Genomic DNA, 16,528 nt, shown 5'->3' with positions numbered 1-16,528 from the left:
GCAAGAAAGGCGGCTTCTTCGCGCGCCTCTTGGGCCGCTAGGCCCAGCCTCGCATGCGCCTGCGGCGATCGGCACCATTCCCGATGGTGTCGATCGCCGCTTTTTTGTGCATCCGTGAACGACTTGACGGATACCCCAGGGGGTATTATTGTTGTCTGTGAACCGGATACCCCCAGGGGTATGAAGGGTAAACTGACCAACCACAAGGAGAACCAATGCTTCTCGAACGAATCTATGACGAGGACCTGGCACAGGCCAGCTACTTCATCGGCTGCCAGGCCAAGGGCGAGGCCCTCGTGGTGGACGCCCGGCGCGACATCCAGGTGTACCGGGACCTTGCCGCAAAAAACGGCATGAAGATCACCGCCGTCACCGAGACCCACATCCACGCCGACTACCTCTCCGGCACCCGGGAGCTGGCCGCCGCCACCGACGCGGAGATTTACGTTTCGGGCGAGGGCGGGCCGGACTGGCAATACGAATTCGAAGCCGAACGCCTCTTTGACCAGTCCACCATCACGCTGGGAAACATCACCGTCACCGCCCTGCACACCCCGGGGCACACCCCCGAACACCTCTCCTTCCTGGTCACCGACGGCGCCTTCAGTGACAAGCCGGGCTTCCTGCTCTCGGGCGACTTCGTCTTCTCCGGGGACCTGGGCCGCCCGGACCTGCTCGACGAGGCCGCCGGCGGTACCGACACCCGTTTCGCCGGGGCCCACGACCTCTTCGTCTCGCTGAAGAACAAGTTCCTGACCCTGCCTGACTACGTCCAGGTCTACCCGGGCCACGGCGCCGGCAGCGCTTGCGGCAAGGCCTTGGGCGCCATCCCGTCCTCCACCGTCGGGTATGAGCGCAACTTCGCGTGGTGGGGTCCCTACCTAGAGGCAAACGACGAGGCTGGATTCGTCGAGGCCCTGCTTGACGGGCAGCCCGACGCCCACGCCTACTTCGGCCGCATGAAGCGCGAAAACCGCCAGGGTCCGGCCGTCCTGGGCGAACGCGCACCGCTGGCCCAGCTGGCCATCGAGGACGTTGCCACCGCCCTGGCCGCGAACGAAATCGGCATTGTCGACACCCGCCACCACACCGAGGTCCACGAGGGAACCGTCGCAGGGGCACTGAACATTCCCGCCGGCACCAAGGCGGCAAGCTACGGTGCCTGGGCCGTGGACCCGGAAACGGACCAGCGACCGCTGGTGCTCTTGGCTCCCAACAGCGAAACGGCCACCGAGATGTGGGACCACCTCATCCGCGTGGGCATCGACCGCGTCGCCGGATACATCACTTCCCTGGACGGCCTGCCGGTCTACGTGCCCCGCACGATCTCCCCGGCCGACCTGGCAGGGTTCGATGCGGCCATGGTCTTGGATGTGCGCAACAAGACCGAGCACACTGCCGGACACGTGCCCGGCTCCGAACAGCTCAACGCCGGACGGGTGCTCTGGAACACCGACAAGCTTCCGTCCGACGGCGTGATCGTGAGCTTCTGCCAGTCCGGGGTGCGCAACTCCGTGGCCGCCTCCGCCCTGCGCCGGGCCGGGTTCGACGTCGTTGAACTCGAGGGCAGCTACGCCGGATGGGCCGACTGGAAGCAAATGCAGAACGCCTAGGTTCTCCACTGCCCATCCCTCAACAATAAATTCTACGTATTCCCGGTCCCGCATCCCCCTTTCCGGATGCGGGACCGGCCGGGCGCCATGCCCGGCAGAAAGGCCCACACCACCATGAACACCATCCCCCAGGCCACCAGCCCCGAAGAGCTCAAGGACTGGATCGATACCGGCACCGACGTCGTGGTGCTGGACGTGCGTTCCGCCGCCGAATTCGAATCCCTGCATATCAAGGGCTCCTACAACGTCCCCCTCCCGTTGCTGGCAGAACACACCGAGGAACTCGCCTCGAAACTCGACACCAAGGTGGTGCTGGTCTGCCAATCCGGCGTGCGCGCCACCGAAGCCAAGACACACCTCGCGGCAGTCGGATTCGGCAACGCCCATGTCCTGTCCGGCGGCGTCCCCGCTTACAAGCAGGCCGGTGGCGGGACCGTCGAGGGTTCCAAGCGCTGGGACCTGGAACGCCAGGTGCGCATGGCCGCCGGTTCCCTCGTGGTGGCCGGGCTGGTGGGTGGGAAGTTCCTCTCCCCGCAGCTGCGCACCGTCGCCGGTGCCATCGGCGCGGGCCTGACCTTCTCCGCGGCCACCAACACCTGCGCCATGGGCAAGGCCCTGGCCAAGATGCCGTGGAACAAGACCGGCAACGAACCGACCCGTGCATCGGTCCTCGCCCAGCTTCCGCCCAAGAAGTCCTAGCGCACACCCGGTTGGCCCGCCGCCAACCGGATTCCTCCCGGTTTCCGGGCCCGGGTCGCGTTGATCCGGGCCCGGAAAGCACCCACATACCGCTTGAACACGCCCCCCGAAGGAGCAGACCATGCCCGAAATCACCATCACCGACACCGACCAGCGACGTGCCACGGACCAGGTCCTTGACGTCCGCGAAGACTTCGAAGTCGCCGAGGGAATGATCCCCGGCGCCATCCACATCCCCATGGGAGAGCTCAACACCCGCCTGGGGGAGATCGACCGGACCCGCCCCGTCATCGTCATCTGCCGCAGCGGCAACCGCAGCGCCCGCGTCGCCGACGCCCTCACCGGCGCCGGATTCACCGCCGACACCATGGCCGGCGGCATGACCGTCTGGCAACGTGCCGGCCTGCCCGTCACCTAAAGCCATACCCCGGCGCCAACCCCACCCGCGTCCCCTGCCCTTCCTTCCCAGACAAGGCCACCTCCATGACCCTCACCCTCGCACTCACCCTCCTGCTCTCGGTGCTGATCGGGATCTCCCTCGGCCTGCTCGGCGGGGGCGGGTCCATCCTCACCGTCCCGATCCTCACCTACGTCGCCGGCATGAACCCCAAGGAAGCCATCGCCGCCTCGCTCTTCGTCGTCGGCGCGACCTCCGCCGTCAGCGCCGTGACCCACGCCCGCAAGAAACGTGTGCAATGGCGCACCGGAGTCGTCTTCGGCGCCGCCGGCATGGCAGGGGCCTTCGGCGGCGGCCTCCTGGGGGGCCATATTCCCGGAACGATCCTCATGATCGCCTTCGCCCTCATGATGGTCGCCACCTCCCTGGCCATGATCCGCGGCCGTAAGAACCCCGCAGGCGCACCCCACCAGGGGGATCTGCCGGTGCCCAAGGTCATCATCGAGGGCCTGGTCGTCGGCTTGGTCACCGGGCTCGTCGGTGCCGGCGGCGGCTTCCTCGTCGTTCCGGCACTCGCCCTGCTTGGCGGCCTGTCCATGCCCGTCGCCGTCGGCACCTCGCTGGTGGTTATCGCCATGAAGTCCTTCGCCGGACTCGGCGGCTACCTCACCACCGTCACCCTGGACTGGACACTTGTCGGCGGAGTCACAGCCGCCGCGATCCTCGGCTCCTTCCTCGGCGCACGCCTGGCCGGACGCATCCCCGAAGCGGCCCTGCGCAAGGGCTTTGGCTTCTTCGTCCTGGCCATGGGCGTCTTCGTCCTCGTCCAGGAACTACCCTCCCCCGCCAACCTCATCCTGGGCCTCGCGGCCACCGCAATCGCCGCGGCCGCGGCCCTGTGCTGGTTTGCCATCCCCGCATGCCCCCTGCGACGCAAGTCCCTGGGTTCACCCGCCACCACCACGGCAACCGAAGCCCGCTAGCCCCGGCTCCCCGCCGTGTTGCCCCTCCAGCCTCGGCACTCCAGGAGTCCGCGCATGAAACCGTCCACCACCAAGATCCTCCCTGTCCTGGGTTTGCGCGCCAACGCGGCCCAGTTCGCGTTGCTTGTCGCGGTCAACGCACTCGTCGGCGGGATGGTCGGGCAACAGCAAACCGTCCTTCCGCTGCTGGCCCACGCGGAGTTCGGCCTGAGCGGATACACGTTCCTCTTCGCCTACGTGGCGGCCTTCGGGATCGCCAAGGCGACCTCCAACTGGTTCGCCGGGACCCTCTCGGACCGCTACGGACGCAAGCCCGTGCTGCTGGCCGGGTGGCTCTTCGCCATCCCGGTGCCGCTCATGCTCATTTTCGCCCCGGACTGGAGCTGGGTCGTCGCCGCGAACGTTCTGCTGGGCATCAACCAAGGCCTGACCTGGTCGACCACCGTCATCATGAAGATCGATCTGGTAGGCCCGGCCCAGCGCGGCCTGGCCATGGGACTGAACGAGGCCGCGGGCTACGGTGCCGTGGCCGCCACGTCCCTGCTGGCCGGATACCTCGCCGAACAGTACGGGCTGCGTCCGGCGCCCTTCCTCTTGGGAATCGGCTACACCGCCTTGGCACTGCTGCTGTCGGGCCTTTTCGTCCGGGAGACCCACCCACATGCCCTCCTGGATGCCGGAAACATGGCTGCCCGGGGCGCCTCCGCCCGGCATGGCCTGGACGCCAACCTAGCCAACGGCCAAATCTTTTCCCTGACCAGCTTCCGGGAACCGGCCTTGTCCTCGGCGAGCCTGGCCGGCCTGGTGAACAACCTGAACTTCGGACTCTCCTGGGGCCTGTTCCCCCTCCTGCTCGCCACCGCGGATCTCAGCATGGGCCAGATCGGCCTGCTTTTCGCCCTGTATCCCGGGGTCTGGGGCATAGGCCAAATGGCGACCGGTGCTCTCTCGGACCGGATCGGACGCAAACACCTCATCACCACCGGCATGTTGGTCCAGGCCGGAGCCCTTGCGATCATCGCGCTCGGGGACGGCTTTGGTGCCTGGGCCTCGGGAACCGTATTGCTCGGCGCGGGAACCGCCATGGTCTACCCCACGCTGCTGGCCTCCGTGGGCGACGTCGCCCATCCCGCTTGGAGGGGACGCGCGGTGGGCGTCTACCGGGTCTGGCGCGACCTCGGATATGCCGTCGGTGCCATCATTGGCGGGATCGTCGCCGACCTGTTCGGGCTCAACGCCGGCGTCTGGATGGCCGCGGCACTCAGTGCAGCCGCAGGGCTGATCGTCGCGATCCGCATGCATGAAACGCACCCACCGCATCCCCGGCCGACCCCTGGGGGCAATGCCCTGGCAACACTTCCGCGCGACCACACCAACCGGTAGCATGGCCACAGAACCGAGGTCCCATGCCGTGGCGGAGCACGCAGTCGCGCTCGGCACGCCTCCACACCACGACCCGAGGAGAACCGCCATGACCTACACCCACGCCATCACCGTCCCGCTGTCATGGCAAGACGCCGTCGAACGGACACGCGGCGCCCTGGCAGAACAGGGATTCGGTGTCCTGACGGAAATCGATGTGAAGGCGACCTTCACCCAAAAGCTGGGCCAGGAGGCCGGGGTCTCCGTGGGGGACTACATCATCCTTGGGGCCTGCAACCCGCAACTGGCCCAACGCGGCATCACCGCCGAACCGCAGCTGGGCGCACTGCTCCCGTGCAACGTCGTCGTACGTCGCGCTCCCGCCGCCACGGAAACCACCATCGAGGCCATCGACCCGCAAACCATGGTCAAGCTCAGCCACAGCGACGCGACACGCGAGGTCGCCAACGAAGCCGACGCCAGGCTTCAGGCGGCATTGAAGGAAATCTCCGGAACAGTAGGTACCTAGGTTCTCACCTCATTGGCACAGGTCGCTCGCACGATTCCCACATCGCTAGCGGGCACCGATTCCTGGGCGGAGCTCCATGCGGAGCCAGGTACCTCAGGAATCGGCCCATGAACCGTCCGGTTCCGGACAGTGTTAAGGGCACCAAACGCGCCGACCACCACCCGCCAAGTCAGCAAAGAGTGATGGGCGTTGCAGCCACGGACAACAGTTATTGAGCGGATAAGCCGGGAAACCACCGTCTTGAAAACCTAAAGCTTTTTGAGACACTGCACAGAGACCAAACCTGTTGTTTCAAATAGCCGGAAGAATAAGGACTGTTTTTGTCTCATTAAGTCGTCCCACCGCAAAACGTCTTAGCAACTTGTAGCGCAAGGGTTTTCGAGTCAAACTGAGCAAGTGAGATATTTGGGATACACGCGAGTGAGCACTTCGAGCCAAGACGCATCCTTGCAACTTGATGCCCTGATTGCAGCGGGGGTGCAAAAACGCGACGTGTTCGCCGATGTGACGTCCGGCAGCCGTAGTGCGATCGAGCGGCCCGGGATGAAGAAACTGCTGGAATATGCACAGTCCGGAGATACGGTGGTGGTCTGGCGAGTAGACCGGCTGGGCCGTTCCCTCATCGATGTCCTGAACACCGTGAACCTCTTGCGTGAACGCGGCGTTAACGTCCGCTCCATTTCCGATGGCATTGACCCGGCCACTTCGACCGGACGAATGATGCTGAACATGCTCGCCTCATTGGCTGAATACGAACGAGAGCTGATCGTTGAACGAGTCAACGCTGGTATCGCTGCCGCACGGCAATCCGGAACCCGTTTCGGCCGGCCACTGTCAGACCCGGCGGTGATTGCCGACAAGCTCGCGATCGCAAAAGACGCACGCGCCAGGGGACGCACCGCCGAAGACGCAGCACGCCTGGTCGGGTGGAGCCGCGCGACGTTCTACCGCCACCTGGCCAATGAAAGCCAATCGACCAAGAAGTAGTCGATTTGATGGCATCGCGCAGACGCTTCCCAACGGTCGTTTACGTGACATCGAAATTTCGGAAAAACATACCACGATCAAATTCTGTCACTTATCTCGTTATTTATTCTAAGTTATACAAAGACTAAAAAGTTTTGTATAAGTGACATTTTCCAAGTTCTATGCATACCGCAGGATCTAGTCGAGTCCGACGCCTGACTGGGCTTGCACAGACTATAGGCTGAGATTGTGCTTAGCATTTTGGTAGATACTTCGACATGGCTTGACCTCGCTGCTCGACGTGACGGGCAAAAATGGATCGTTTCTATGCAACAGCTGATCCGTCAAGGAGATTTACGGCTTTTAATCCCAGAACTGATCCTCGACGAATTCGAGCGAAACCGACCCCGCGCCGAAAAGGCAATGACAAATCGTATTGCCGAAAGATTCCGGAGCCTGAAAACGGATATCGGTACCGCATATCAAAACGACGACTTAGAACGGTCGCTTTCAGCGCTCGACGGTCTAGCTCATCACATCCCTCTTATCGGGGCTATGACAACACGCAATTTTGATGACATCTTCCAAATGCTCAAAGCTGGCGTCCCACTGGAACCTACAGATATCGAACACACTCGTGTGGTGCAGCGTGGATTGGAAAAGAGTGCACCTTTTCACCGATCACGTAACAGCGTGGCAGATGCGCTACTGATTGAGCTTTATGTTTCCGCGAGCACAGACGCAAACCATGACGATGAATCCTTCGCATTCGTCACTAGCAACTCGAATGATTTCTCCATGGAAAACGGCGACAAACGACTGCCTCATCCGGACCTCGAAGCGGCGTTCTTCAAAGAAGGATCAAATTATGCATTGGGGTTTGAAGGTCTTGCGTCGACATTGCAATCGCACTTTGGCGATGTATTGTCCGAGCTGCTAGAGGAATCAGATTTTGTTGAAGAGCCCCGATTGTTAGAAGAGATTCTGACAGCGGAGAAGGAACTGTTCGACCGAATCTGGTACCACCGGACTATGAATCATATTTTCAAGCTCGAAAGTAAAACGGAGAGCAAAGAGCTTGAACGGCTCATGGAGATAGCGGGGTCTCCCATGGCCCGCGTTGAAGCGAAATACGGCGACACTTTGGGTCCATACTCCGACTTTGAGTGGGGGATGTTCAATGGAAAAATGTCCGCACTCAGGTGGGTATTAGGTTCCGAATGGGATTTCCTCGACACTTAGCATTTTGTCGAATCGGGACAACATCACCGATTAGGCACTGAGCCTGGACGATATTTTTCACTACATCTACGGGTTACTGCGCTCCCCCAAAATATCGCGAACACTACGCAGCGGACTTGAAAAATCAACTACCTCTCATCCCGCTGATAAAGGGCCGCGAATGATAATTCCGTGACCACCACTAATTCTTAGTCCTCCCAGTGCAAGGTCTTGGCGGCGAGGCTGGTAGTCGGCGCGGACACCGATCAATCTCCCAGTCTGGTTTTTATCCGCCTTGCTAATCTTCGCTTCTTTCGTAAAAATGGCGCCCTAGAAACAACAACTAGTGATTCTTGGTCAAACTCGACGTTCGCGAGCATCTGATCGGAGTATTCAAAATCAGTCTTCAATCCTGGTCTGCTGTTTGGATCAAGGTAGTTCGTTGCAGTTTTGAGTGACGTCAATAGTTGATCGACCGCCGAACTGATGTGCCTATTTGTGGTGAGGCCGAGCCGCAGAAGCTTAGCCTGAGCTTCAGCCCAGTCACTCGCCGCTTGGGCTGCAATCGAGTCAATCTGCTCTTTGGTGAGTTTGAACTCTACAGCGGGCATGTGAATCGTCTGTAGCCCATCTTTGATGGCTGTGGACAGGACGACGATCTCGGCCACCTCTGACATCATCTTCGCTGTCCGGGTGAGGTGCCTTTCCCATGCCTGCATACCGAACGTGATCAGCCCACCAATGACGACACCACCAAGACCGATGACCGCCGGGATGTACTGTGCCCAGGCGATCGTATTTTGAGCGGTCGCGGCGATTTGTAGATGTAGCATCCGTCTATCCTAGGGGCGCGCGCTTATGACCTCTCTGAATATGGGCGTGGTCCGACTCGAAGGGCTGAAATTATGCGACATTGACCCCAGGAATCCGACAATTGATCGGCGCCCATACCTTTTGCTGATAGAAATAAAGCTAGTGTCCGTACGCGCGGCGATTTTCTAGGAGTGTCATGTCCAAAAGCATGTTCGAGGTCTACTTGAACGAGGTGACGGACGAAGGGCTCCGAGCAAAGCTCAAGGCTGAGTTCGAGCGCACCACCAAGAAGTTCGGACTCGTCTTTGAACGACACTCTCCCGAAGGCATCCGGATGCCCCAGGCCCAGGTGCGCCGAGGTCGCACAGTCATCCGCGAAGCAGACGGCACATTCCACAAGGTCCGCGCCATCAGCGGCGACTCTGTGACTCTTGCAGACGAACATGGCAACGTGTTCGAAGAGAAGCTCTCGAACGTAACGGCGGCTCGGCAGTTCGGCGAAGTGGTCTTCCCAGGTCTGAAGACTGTGGGTTCCGTACGCACCGGCAACCCCGAAGACCCCGCTCACGTGGTGATCAACGGGGAGAACTTCCACGCCCTGGAAATGCTCGGATACACCCACCCGGAATCCGTGGATCTGATCTACATTGACCCGCCGTACAACACAGGCAATAAAACGTGGCAGTACAACGACCACTACGTCGGTGAACAAGACAGCTTCAAGCATTCCAAGTGGCTGAGCTTCATGGAACGCCGACTGACGCTGGCCAAAAAACTTCTCAAGTCAACGGGCGTCATCATCGTGGCCATCGGCGACGAAGAGCACCACCGATTGCGGATGCTCATGGACGAGATCTTCGGTGACAACAACTTCATCTCCGACGTGGTCTGGCAGGGCGGCCGTAAGAACGATTCCCGCTACGTTTCCAACGGCGCAGATTACATGCTCATCTATGCGAAGAACGAACAGTCTCTACGCGAATCGGATGTGACTTGGCGCGAGAAGAAAATTGGTCTCGTCGAAGTACATGCGAAAGCTGCCGAATGCTTTCGGGTTGCGGATGGGGACGCAGTAAAAGCAACAGCGGCCTATCGGTTGTGGCTTAAGAGCAAGAGCTTGCAGGTCGACGAGGGGATTTCACGTTTCAAGAGCATTGAACCCATAACTGGTCGCCTATACAACGATGATGTGCCGCTTTCGTGGCCGGGCTCCGGTGGGCCACGCTACGACGTCCTTCACCCGATCACAAATAAGCCAGTTACTGTTCCTTCAGCCGGATGGCGCTATGCCTCCCCTTTACGAATGCAAGAGCTCATTGACGCTGGGGAGATTGCTTTTGGACCGGACGAAAAAAAAGTTCCGCGCAGGAAGTCATACCTAGACAGCGTTGAATCTCAAGTTACTTCCTCAGTATTTTCAACCAACAGGTTGGCGTCGAGTCAACATCTGCAAAAAATCTTGAATGACAGACGGTTCCCATTCCCTAAGGATCACAATGTCTTGATGAGGTGGATTGGGCTTGCCGCCCCCAAAGAAGCCGTGATTCTCGATTTCTTCGGCGGATCAGGCACGACTGCTGAGGCGGTCATACGCTTGAACGCCGAGGACCAAGGTACGCGTCAGTGCATCTTGGTCACCAACAACGAGCTGTCAGCCAAAGACGACGCCGCGCTGCGCAAAGCCGGCCATCAGCCAGGCTCCGCAGAATACGAGGCAAAGGGCGTGTTCCATCACGTCACCAAGCCCCGCATCGAGACCATCGTGACCGGTGTCCGCCAAGACGGATCTGCCTACTCAGAAAGTCTGCCAGCCAACGTAGAGTTCTTGGATCTTGCCTACCTGGAAGAGAGCCGTGTCCACGCAGCGCTGGAGTACGAGAACCTCGCACCATTGTTCTGGATGAAATCCGGCGCAGTGGGCTCAATTGTGCAGCGCACCGAGGACAGCCCAGACTACGAATGGAACGAAAAGTCCTCAATGGCGGTGCTGTTCAACGCAGGCAAAGCAGCAGAACTTGCCGAACTTCTAGCGACCAAGCCCAATCAGGTCAAACACGTCTTCATCATCACCGACTCTCCCGAACAGGGCGGCCTCGCCGGCAAAGCGTTCGGGGACGAGATAACCGTTGAGCCCATCTACGGCTCCTACCTTGACGCCTTCCAGATCAACCGGAGCGATTCGTGAACTTCACCCTTGCCGACTACCAAGCCGACGTTGTTGAGGACACCCTCAACGAAATCAGCATCGCTACCCAACGCCTCCGCTCCAACAGTGAGCGCAAGACAGCCATCGGCATCAGCGCTCCCACCGGCGCCGGCAAAACCGTGATTGCCTCGGCCGTTCTGGAGGGGCTGTTCTTCGGGACGGAAGACTCAGATCCGCGTCCGGAAACCACCGTTCTATGGCTCACCGACGACGCAGAACTCAACGAGCAGTCCCGCAAGAAGATCCAAGCCTCGTCCGACCGTATCAACATAAACATGCTCAGGACTGTCGAAGCAGACTTTGACCAGGCAGAATTCAACCCCGGCCTCGTCTATTTCCTGAACGTCCAAAAACTCGGTACCGGTGCAAAACGCCACATCCAGACCGGCGACGGGCGCCGGTATTCGCTCTGGGAAACCATCGGCAACACCATCAAACAGCGAGGCAGCGGCTTCATCGTCCTGGTCGACGAGGCCCACCGAGGAGCCACCGACCGGAGCCGGCCGACGATACTGCGCCGAATCCTCGACGGAGCCACCATCGAGGTGCCGGGAGGCAACGGCACTTTCCGCACCATCGTGAACCCGCCGGCGCCTATTGTCATCGGGTTGTCAGCAACGCCTAAGAAATTTGAGGAGGCCATGCGCGGCGCATCGGGTCGATCTCTGGTGCAGGTCGTTGCCGATGTGCAAAAGGTGCGCGCCTCCGGTCTCATCAAAGAGCGCATCAACGTCAGCTACGCGGTGGATGACCAGCCCAGTGATGACACCCTGATTCGCCAGGCTGTAGCTGACTTGGACCATTCCGACCGGCAATGGCAGGACTGGGCACGTGCCACGGGCGCTTCATCCTATCCGGTCCCGCTTCTGGCCATTCAGGTGCCTGACATGACGTCCGATGCCAAGATCGGCGAGATTGTCCAGACACTCACGGATGCCTCCGACGCTTTTGACGACGCCGATTCCGTTGCCCATTCGTTCGGTGAGCACTCACCCATCACGACCACCACCTGGTTGAGCGGTGTCGAAATGCCCAGGGTGGTCCAGTACATTGCCCCGACCTCGATCTCGCAATCGGGGAACCTGCGTGCAGTGATCTTCAAGCAGGCACTGACCACCGGTTGGGATTGCCCCCGCGCCGAGGTCATGGTGTCCCTGCGTACGGCTCAAGAGCACACGCAGATCGCCCAGCTCATCGGCCGAATGGTGCGCAACCCCTTGGCCAAGAATATCGAAGAGCCGGAGTTCGACGATCTGAATTCAGTGGATCTGTATCTGCCGCACTTCAACAAAGCTGAAGTGGCGATGGTCGTGAAATCTTTCATGGATTCGGCGGACATCGAGGTTCCGGTGCAGTTGAATCCCAAGCGCATGACGCGAAATCCGGATATTCCGACAGCAGTCTGGGACGCCATCAGCGGTCTGTCGCGGGAGCAGAAACCGGTACGCCGTTTCAGCTCGAACGTGAATCGCCTAGTGCGCCTCGGTACTCTGCTGGACAACTCCGAATTCGAGCATCCAGGTGGATCTTCCTACACCCAGGAATCGCGCGAAGTGGTCGTGGAGACCCTAGCTTCGGTGTACAGCCAGAACCGTGTTGCTATCAATAAGATTGCCGACTCGTTGCTCGAAGTGAGCTTTGAAATGGCCACGTTCGACCAGTACAGCGGTGCCAACACCGGGACCACTGCGCGTACGGCTGCTACCAGTCAGAAGAATCTGCGCCAGCTTCTGGAGGAGGCCAAACGACGGCTCCCCGACGCCGCCGCAGCCTGGTACAGCACCTCGCTGGTCATCGCCGGAGAACTGGAATGGGATGAAGTGGTTGTCCGAACAGTTGCCCTGGCACGGTCTACCGAAGCTCGGGAAGCCTTAGAATCCCAGTGCGGTGCACGCGTCGAATCTTGGCGACGGAACACGGCCGGCTCGGTGGCACGCCTGAAGCCAACACAGCGCCAAGAATTCGAGACCATCTTCGCTCCCCTCGGATCTGCACTCACCAGTACTCTCGGCATGCCCGAGACAATCTCCCAGAAAACGGAGATCCTGAACAAGGACACCGGTTTAGTCGAGGCCCTGCCGCTGTACGCGGGCCATCTCTACGCGCTGCCCGAGACCAAACTGTTCCCCGATAACTTCACCGGCTGGGAGGAAAGCGTCCTTGAAGCCGAGCAAACCTCTGACACACTGCTGGGCTGGTACAGGAACCCTGTCGGCGGAAGCCATGCACTGTCGGTTCACTATCTGGACTCCGAGGTGTCCAAAAACCTCTACCCAGACTTCCTGTTCTTCCACGATGACGGCGAGGACGGAGTAGCGATTGACCTGGTGGACCCGCACAACCACTCGCTGGCTGATACTTCACCAAAGTGGGCGGCCTTGGCCCGTTACGTCCGCGAACATGACGCTGACTTCCGTCGGGCCGCGATTGTCATCAAGAACAATGAGAGCGTTCTGCTGGCGATCCAGCTCTCCGGCCAAACCGACGACCATTTGGAGAAAAAGTTGTCCCAGGCAACGTCCAAAGAAGCCATCGAGCAACTGTTCCGTGAAGTGGGAGGAGTTTACTAAAAGATAGCGCTGGACTACCAATGAATGATTTGGATTTTCCGCCTATTTGCTTCCACCAAAAATCACAAAGAAGGTAAGCCGAACATCTAGTTGCGTGGCCTTTATAGCTATTCCTCAGTCAAGTATTGGCGAAGGACGTTTCACCCAGAAGTAGAATTCACATCATGAACATCGCCCAGTATCCGGATTTTGAATCCGATAAGTTCAAATCTCTGCGGAAAACAATAGCTTCGCTAGACACCACCAAAGCAGTACAACAAGCGATGGCCAGTTCCGGCATACTCGACTCCATGCGTGTCTCGATAGACGCCAGCAACGCAGCTCAAAGAATATTAGCCAACTCCGGAGCACTCAACTCCATGCGTGCCTCGATAGCTTCGCTAGACACCACCAAAGCAGTACAACAAGCGATGGCCAGTTCCGGCATACTCGACTCCATGCGTGTCTCGATAGACGCCAGCAACGCAGCTCAAAGAATATTAGCCAACTCCGGAGCACTCAACTCCATGCGCTCAGTCTTGGCTTCGTCAGAGATGTCTACGGTTTACACAACTTTTATCGAACAGCTGAAATCGTCCTCTATCGATGAGATGATTGACGAAATTGTTCAAGATTCGTCTGAGGCCGCCCTTGAACAACTGGGCGAACGCCAGTCTGAGACTGAACATGCTGAATCGGTTCCTGACGAGGGACGTGAATGGGTAGACCCTGTACGGCACGCAATTTTCGAAAAATCTGCTGAGTGGTCAACCAAGATTCAGAATCGATATCCGACATACAGTGATCGAGCCGTTTATGCCATCAATAAAATCGTCGAGAATTCAGTCGCCTCCCTTATCTCGCAGCTTTTGCCGGTTATACTCATCGCCTGTTTCGGAGTTGCAGGGCTAGCTGCAAGTTGCATAATTTCGGGTGCCGCTCGGTTCGTCAGTGCAGAGCAGAAGAAGAAAATGAGCCCAAATTCTAGAAGTGGAATAGGTATCGAGTGCCCAACTTGCCGAGCAATACCTAACATGTGGTGCATCACCGTACGGGGTTCCAACCCGGGAAATGCAGCCAGCAAATTGCACAAAGCCCGCACACAATAGGCACTTTATGAAACTTCCTCTAATAATGCGGAGACAGTGGTCCCCTTCTCAACCTCAAATGTCGGTCCATCCTTCTACACTCAAATATTAGAATATAGTTTCTATGATTGGGTATCATTATGAAAGTTGATCGAATACAAGTATGTGCACTGGCGTCCCCGCCGCAGCGCGTGATCGCGATGGCGCTGGACCGGGTCCCGGCCGGCTACCCCTCCCCCGCCCAGGACTACTCAGACACGAAGATCGACCTGTCAGAGATGCTGATCCGCGACCAGGTCTCCACGTTTATTGTCCGAGTTTCAGGCGAATCGATGCAGGGTGCGGGGATCAGCGATGGGGATGAGCTGATCGTGGACCGCTCCGTAAAGCCTAGAGATGGACACGTGGTGATTGCGGTGATCGACGGGGAGATGACCGTCAAACGGTTATCCACTGGCCCTGCCGGGGTGGTGCTCAAGGCTGAGAACCCGGACTATCCCGATCTGCGCGTGGCAGAACTATCGGATTTTCGGATCTGGGGCGTGGCCACCACATGCCTCCATCACCTCTAGACTCCCCCGACCCGGCACAGCGGGGCGAATACATCGCGCACGTGGACGTGAACAGCTTCTATGTCTCCTGCGAACGGGTCTTTGACCCGAAGCTCGAAACCCGCCCGGTGATTGTGCTGTCCAATAATGATGGCTGCGCGGTCGCACGCAGCAGCGAAGCCAAAGCCCTGGGCGTTGAGATGGGGGCGCCCTGGTTCAAACTCGCCGCCGACGCTGAGCGTCTCGGGCTGGTTGCGAAGTCCTCTAATTACGAGCTGTATGGGGAAATGTCGACCCGCGTCATGAAGCTTTTAGGCCGTTTCTCGGCTTGGGTGGAGGTCTATTCCATTGATGAGGCTTTCCTCGGCGTGAGCGGCACGCTGGATGAGCTGCAAGCCCTGGGTGAGCAGATCAAGGCTGAGGTGTTTCGGCTGACCGGGTTGCCGGTCTGTGTGGGCATCGCTAAAACGAAGACCTTGGCCAAACTTTCGAACCAGTGCGCCAAAAAACTCAGTGTGCTAGGCGGGGTGTGCGTGTGGGACCGCGCCCCACGGACCACCACCGAAAACCTGTTAGCCCGCCTTCCGACGGTCGAGATCTGGGGCATCGGCCCCCGGCTGACTAAACGACTGCGGGGGCTTGGGATCTGGACGGCAAAAGAGCTGCGGGATGCTGATGAGGTGCGTATCCGGGATAAGTTCTCCATTGTGCAGATGCGCACCGTTTTAGAGCTGCGCGGGATTCCCTGCATCCCGATGGAAGAAGAACGGGTGATCAAGGATCAGCTGATCTTCTCCCGCAGTTTCTCCGATCCGATCACTGATCGGGTGGGCATGGAGCAGGTGATGGGGATTTATGCGCAGCAAGCCTCGGCACGGCTGCATAAGCACCAGAAACAGGCCAAGATCCTCTCCGCGTGGGCGATGACCAGCTACTACAACCAGCACCAGGATCACCAGCCAGCGATCACGGTGAAACTGCCCGGTCCGACTGCTGATCCGGTAGTGCTCACCCGCGCAGCGAAGCAGCTACTCCCCCAGATCTTGGTCGGGGTGAAATATGCGCGGGCTGGTGTGGTGGTGATGGATCTGCAGCCGGTAGCGATGCAGGAGACATTTGACCCGTTTGTTTCGGCGCATGAGGCGAAACAGATCGGCCCGCTGATCCAGCAGATTCGTTCCGAGCACGGTGTGAAGTCCATCGGCTTAGGTCGTGCTGGACTACAGCAGGGGCCGGCGTGGGAGATGCGGCGGGAAATGATGAGCCCGCGGTACACGACCCACTGGCGTGAGCTGTTGACCGTGAAAGCCGCCTAAGGGTAGCGATGCTTATAGACGGCTATGGCCGCGCGCTTTGCACTGATACTTGCGCCGAGTCCCATGAAGCCCAGTACCCCTAGCATAACAACCAGCCCTGACCACAGCACCAAAACCCAAATACTGGGAGCCACGCCAGCGAGGCTTCCGCCCGCGAACAAAATTGCTACCCCGGCCAGAATCAAGGTGAAGGCTTTGCTTATTTGGTCATAAGCTCCGGAGTCGAATTCGGTTT

15 protein-coding genes are annotated in these 16,528 nt (G+C 59.3%); 13 read left to right on the top strand and 2 right to left on the bottom strand.

The genetic code is table 11. From position 1 onward, the window contains the following. Positions 1-215: 215 nt before the first annotated feature. The 8 genes from AB4Y71_RS15760 to AB4Y71_RS15725 all read left to right on the top strand — a co-directional run bounded on the left by AB4Y71_RS15760 (position 216) and on the right by AB4Y71_RS15725 (position 7,791). Positions 216-1,613 (top strand): MBL fold metallo-hydrolase, encoded by a 1,398-nt coding sequence (locus AB4Y71_RS15760; RefSeq protein WP_022876878.1) that lies wholly within the window; start codon positions 216-218, stop codon positions 1,611-1,613. Positions 1,614-1,727: 114 nt separating this feature from the next. Beyond that, positions 1,728-2,312, top strand: coding sequence for a rhodanese-like domain-containing protein (locus AB4Y71_RS15755; protein ID WP_022876879.1), 585 nt, complete (start codon positions 1,728-1,730; stop codon positions 2,310-2,312). A gap of 121 nt (positions 2,313-2,433) precedes the next feature. Beyond that, entirely contained in the window at positions 2,434-2,730 is a 297-nt protein-coding gene (locus AB4Y71_RS15750) for a rhodanese-like domain-containing protein (protein WP_441721825.1), read from the top strand. A 65-nt stretch (positions 2,731-2,795) separates the two neighbouring features. Beyond that, complete coding sequence (locus AB4Y71_RS15745) at positions 2,796-3,692, top strand: sulfite exporter TauE/SafE family protein (protein WP_022876881.1); 897 nt, start codon at positions 2,796-2,798, stop codon at positions 3,690-3,692. Positions 3,693-3,746: 54 nt separating this feature from the next. After that, positions 3,747-5,075, top strand: coding sequence for an MFS transporter (locus AB4Y71_RS15740; RefSeq protein ID WP_441721821.1), 1,329 nt, complete (start codon positions 3,747-3,749; stop codon positions 5,073-5,075). An 88-nt stretch (positions 5,076-5,163) separates the two neighbouring features. Further along, positions 5,164-5,583 carry a DUF302 domain-containing protein gene (locus tag AB4Y71_RS15735; RefSeq protein ID WP_441721818.1) on the top strand — a complete coding sequence of 140 codons (420 nt, stop codon included), beginning with the start codon at positions 5,164-5,166 and terminating at the stop codon, positions 5,581-5,583. Positions 5,584-5,979: 396 nt separating this feature from the next. After that, on the top strand, positions 5,980-6,570 hold the full coding sequence (locus AB4Y71_RS15730) for a recombinase family protein (protein WP_441721816.1): 591 nt from the start codon (positions 5,980-5,982) through the stop codon (positions 6,568-6,570). Positions 6,571-6,798: 228 nt separating this feature from the next. Next, positions 6,799-7,791 carry a PIN domain-containing protein gene (locus tag AB4Y71_RS15725; protein WP_441721813.1) on the top strand — a complete coding sequence of 331 codons (993 nt, stop codon included), beginning with the start codon at positions 6,799-6,801 and terminating at the stop codon, positions 7,789-7,791. 245 nt (positions 7,792-8,036) lie between these two features. On the opposite strand, the gene AB4Y71_RS15720 is transcribed toward AB4Y71_RS15725, so the two are convergent. After that, complete coding sequence (locus AB4Y71_RS15720) at positions 8,037-8,603, bottom strand: hypothetical protein (protein ID WP_441721810.1); 567 nt, start codon at positions 8,601-8,603, stop codon at positions 8,037-8,039. A 188-nt stretch (positions 8,604-8,791) separates the two neighbouring features. On the opposite strand from AB4Y71_RS15720, the gene AB4Y71_RS15715 reads away from it, so the two are divergent. From AB4Y71_RS15715 to AB4Y71_RS15695, 5 genes are all read left to right on the top strand, one after another. Next, positions 8,792-10,768 (top strand): site-specific DNA-methyltransferase, encoded by a 1,977-nt coding sequence (locus tag AB4Y71_RS15715; protein ID WP_441721807.1) that lies wholly within the window; start codon positions 8,792-8,794, stop codon positions 10,766-10,768. After that, positions 10,765-13,359 carry a DEAD/DEAH box helicase gene (locus tag AB4Y71_RS15710; protein WP_441721804.1) on the top strand — a complete coding sequence of 865 codons (2,595 nt, stop codon included), beginning with the start codon at positions 10,765-10,767 and terminating at the stop codon, positions 13,357-13,359. The genes AB4Y71_RS15715 and AB4Y71_RS15710 overlap by 4 nt, the downstream gene beginning before the upstream one ends. Before the next feature lie 164 nt (positions 13,360-13,523). Then, complete coding sequence (locus AB4Y71_RS15705; RefSeq protein WP_441721801.1) at positions 13,524-14,447, top strand: hypothetical protein; 924 nt, start codon at positions 13,524-13,526, stop codon at positions 14,445-14,447. A gap of 179 nt (positions 14,448-14,626) precedes the next feature. After that, positions 14,627-14,998 carry a LexA family protein gene (locus AB4Y71_RS15700; RefSeq protein WP_441721946.1) on the top strand — a complete coding sequence of 124 codons (372 nt, stop codon included), beginning with the start codon at positions 14,627-14,629 and terminating at the stop codon, positions 14,996-14,998. Next, positions 14,980-16,293 carry a Y-family DNA polymerase gene (locus AB4Y71_RS15695; protein WP_441721799.1) on the top strand — a complete coding sequence of 438 codons (1,314 nt, stop codon included), beginning with the start codon at positions 14,980-14,982 and terminating at the stop codon, positions 16,291-16,293. The genes AB4Y71_RS15700 and AB4Y71_RS15695 overlap by 19 nt, the downstream gene beginning before the upstream one ends. Here AB4Y71_RS15695 and AB4Y71_RS15690 read toward each other — a convergent pair. Continuing rightward, the coding region (locus AB4Y71_RS15690) for a hypothetical protein (protein WP_441721796.1) at positions 16,290-16,528 on the bottom strand (239 nt) is incomplete at its 5' end. The genes AB4Y71_RS15695 and AB4Y71_RS15690 overlap by 4 nt on opposite strands.

The sequence above is a fragment of the Glutamicibacter sp. MCAF14 genome, from assembly GCF_052114325.1.
GTDB lineage: Bacteria > Actinomycetota > Actinomycetes > Actinomycetales > Micrococcaceae > Glutamicibacter > Glutamicibacter arilaitensis.
The sequence above is the reverse complement of the archived record's forward strand: the minus strand, read 5'-3'. Positions and strand labels throughout refer to the sequence as shown.

Bases quoted from the DNA above. Each gene is read 5' to 3' on its own strand.
- AB4Y71_RS15695 (WP_441721799.1), top strand. From the start codon at position 14,980: ATGCCTCCATCACCTCTAGACTCCCCCGACCCGGCACAGCGGGGCGAA.
- AB4Y71_RS15715 (WP_441721807.1), top strand. From the start codon at position 8,792: ATGTTCGAGGTCTACTTGAACGAGGTGACGGACGAAGGGCTCCGAGCA.
- AB4Y71_RS15745 (WP_022876881.1), top strand. From the start codon at position 2,796: ATGACCCTCACCCTCGCACTCACCCTCCTGCTCTCGGTGCTGATCGGG.
- AB4Y71_RS15700 (WP_441721946.1), top strand. From the start codon at position 14,627: ATGGCGCTGGACCGGGTCCCGGCCGGCTACCCCTCCCCCGCCCAGGAC.
- AB4Y71_RS15735 (WP_441721818.1), top strand. From the start codon at position 5,164: ATGACCTACACCCACGCCATCACCGTCCCGCTGTCATGGCAAGACGCC.
- AB4Y71_RS15740 (WP_441721821.1), top strand. From the start codon at position 3,747: ATGAAACCGTCCACCACCAAGATCCTCCCTGTCCTGGGTTTGCGCGCC.
- AB4Y71_RS15760 (WP_022876878.1), top strand. From the start codon at position 216: ATGCTTCTCGAACGAATCTATGACGAGGACCTGGCACAGGCCAGCTAC.
- AB4Y71_RS15750 (WP_441721825.1), top strand. From the start codon at position 2,434: ATGCCCGAAATCACCATCACCGACACCGACCAGCGACGTGCCACGGAC.
- AB4Y71_RS15720 (WP_441721810.1), bottom strand. From the start codon at position 8,603: ATGCTACATCTACAAATCGCCGCGACCGCTCAAAATACGATCGCCTGG.
- AB4Y71_RS15705 (WP_441721801.1), top strand. From the start codon at position 13,524: ATGAACATCGCCCAGTATCCGGATTTTGAATCCGATAAGTTCAAATCT.
- AB4Y71_RS15755 (WP_022876879.1), top strand. From the start codon at position 1,728: ATGAACACCATCCCCCAGGCCACCAGCCCCGAAGAGCTCAAGGACTGG.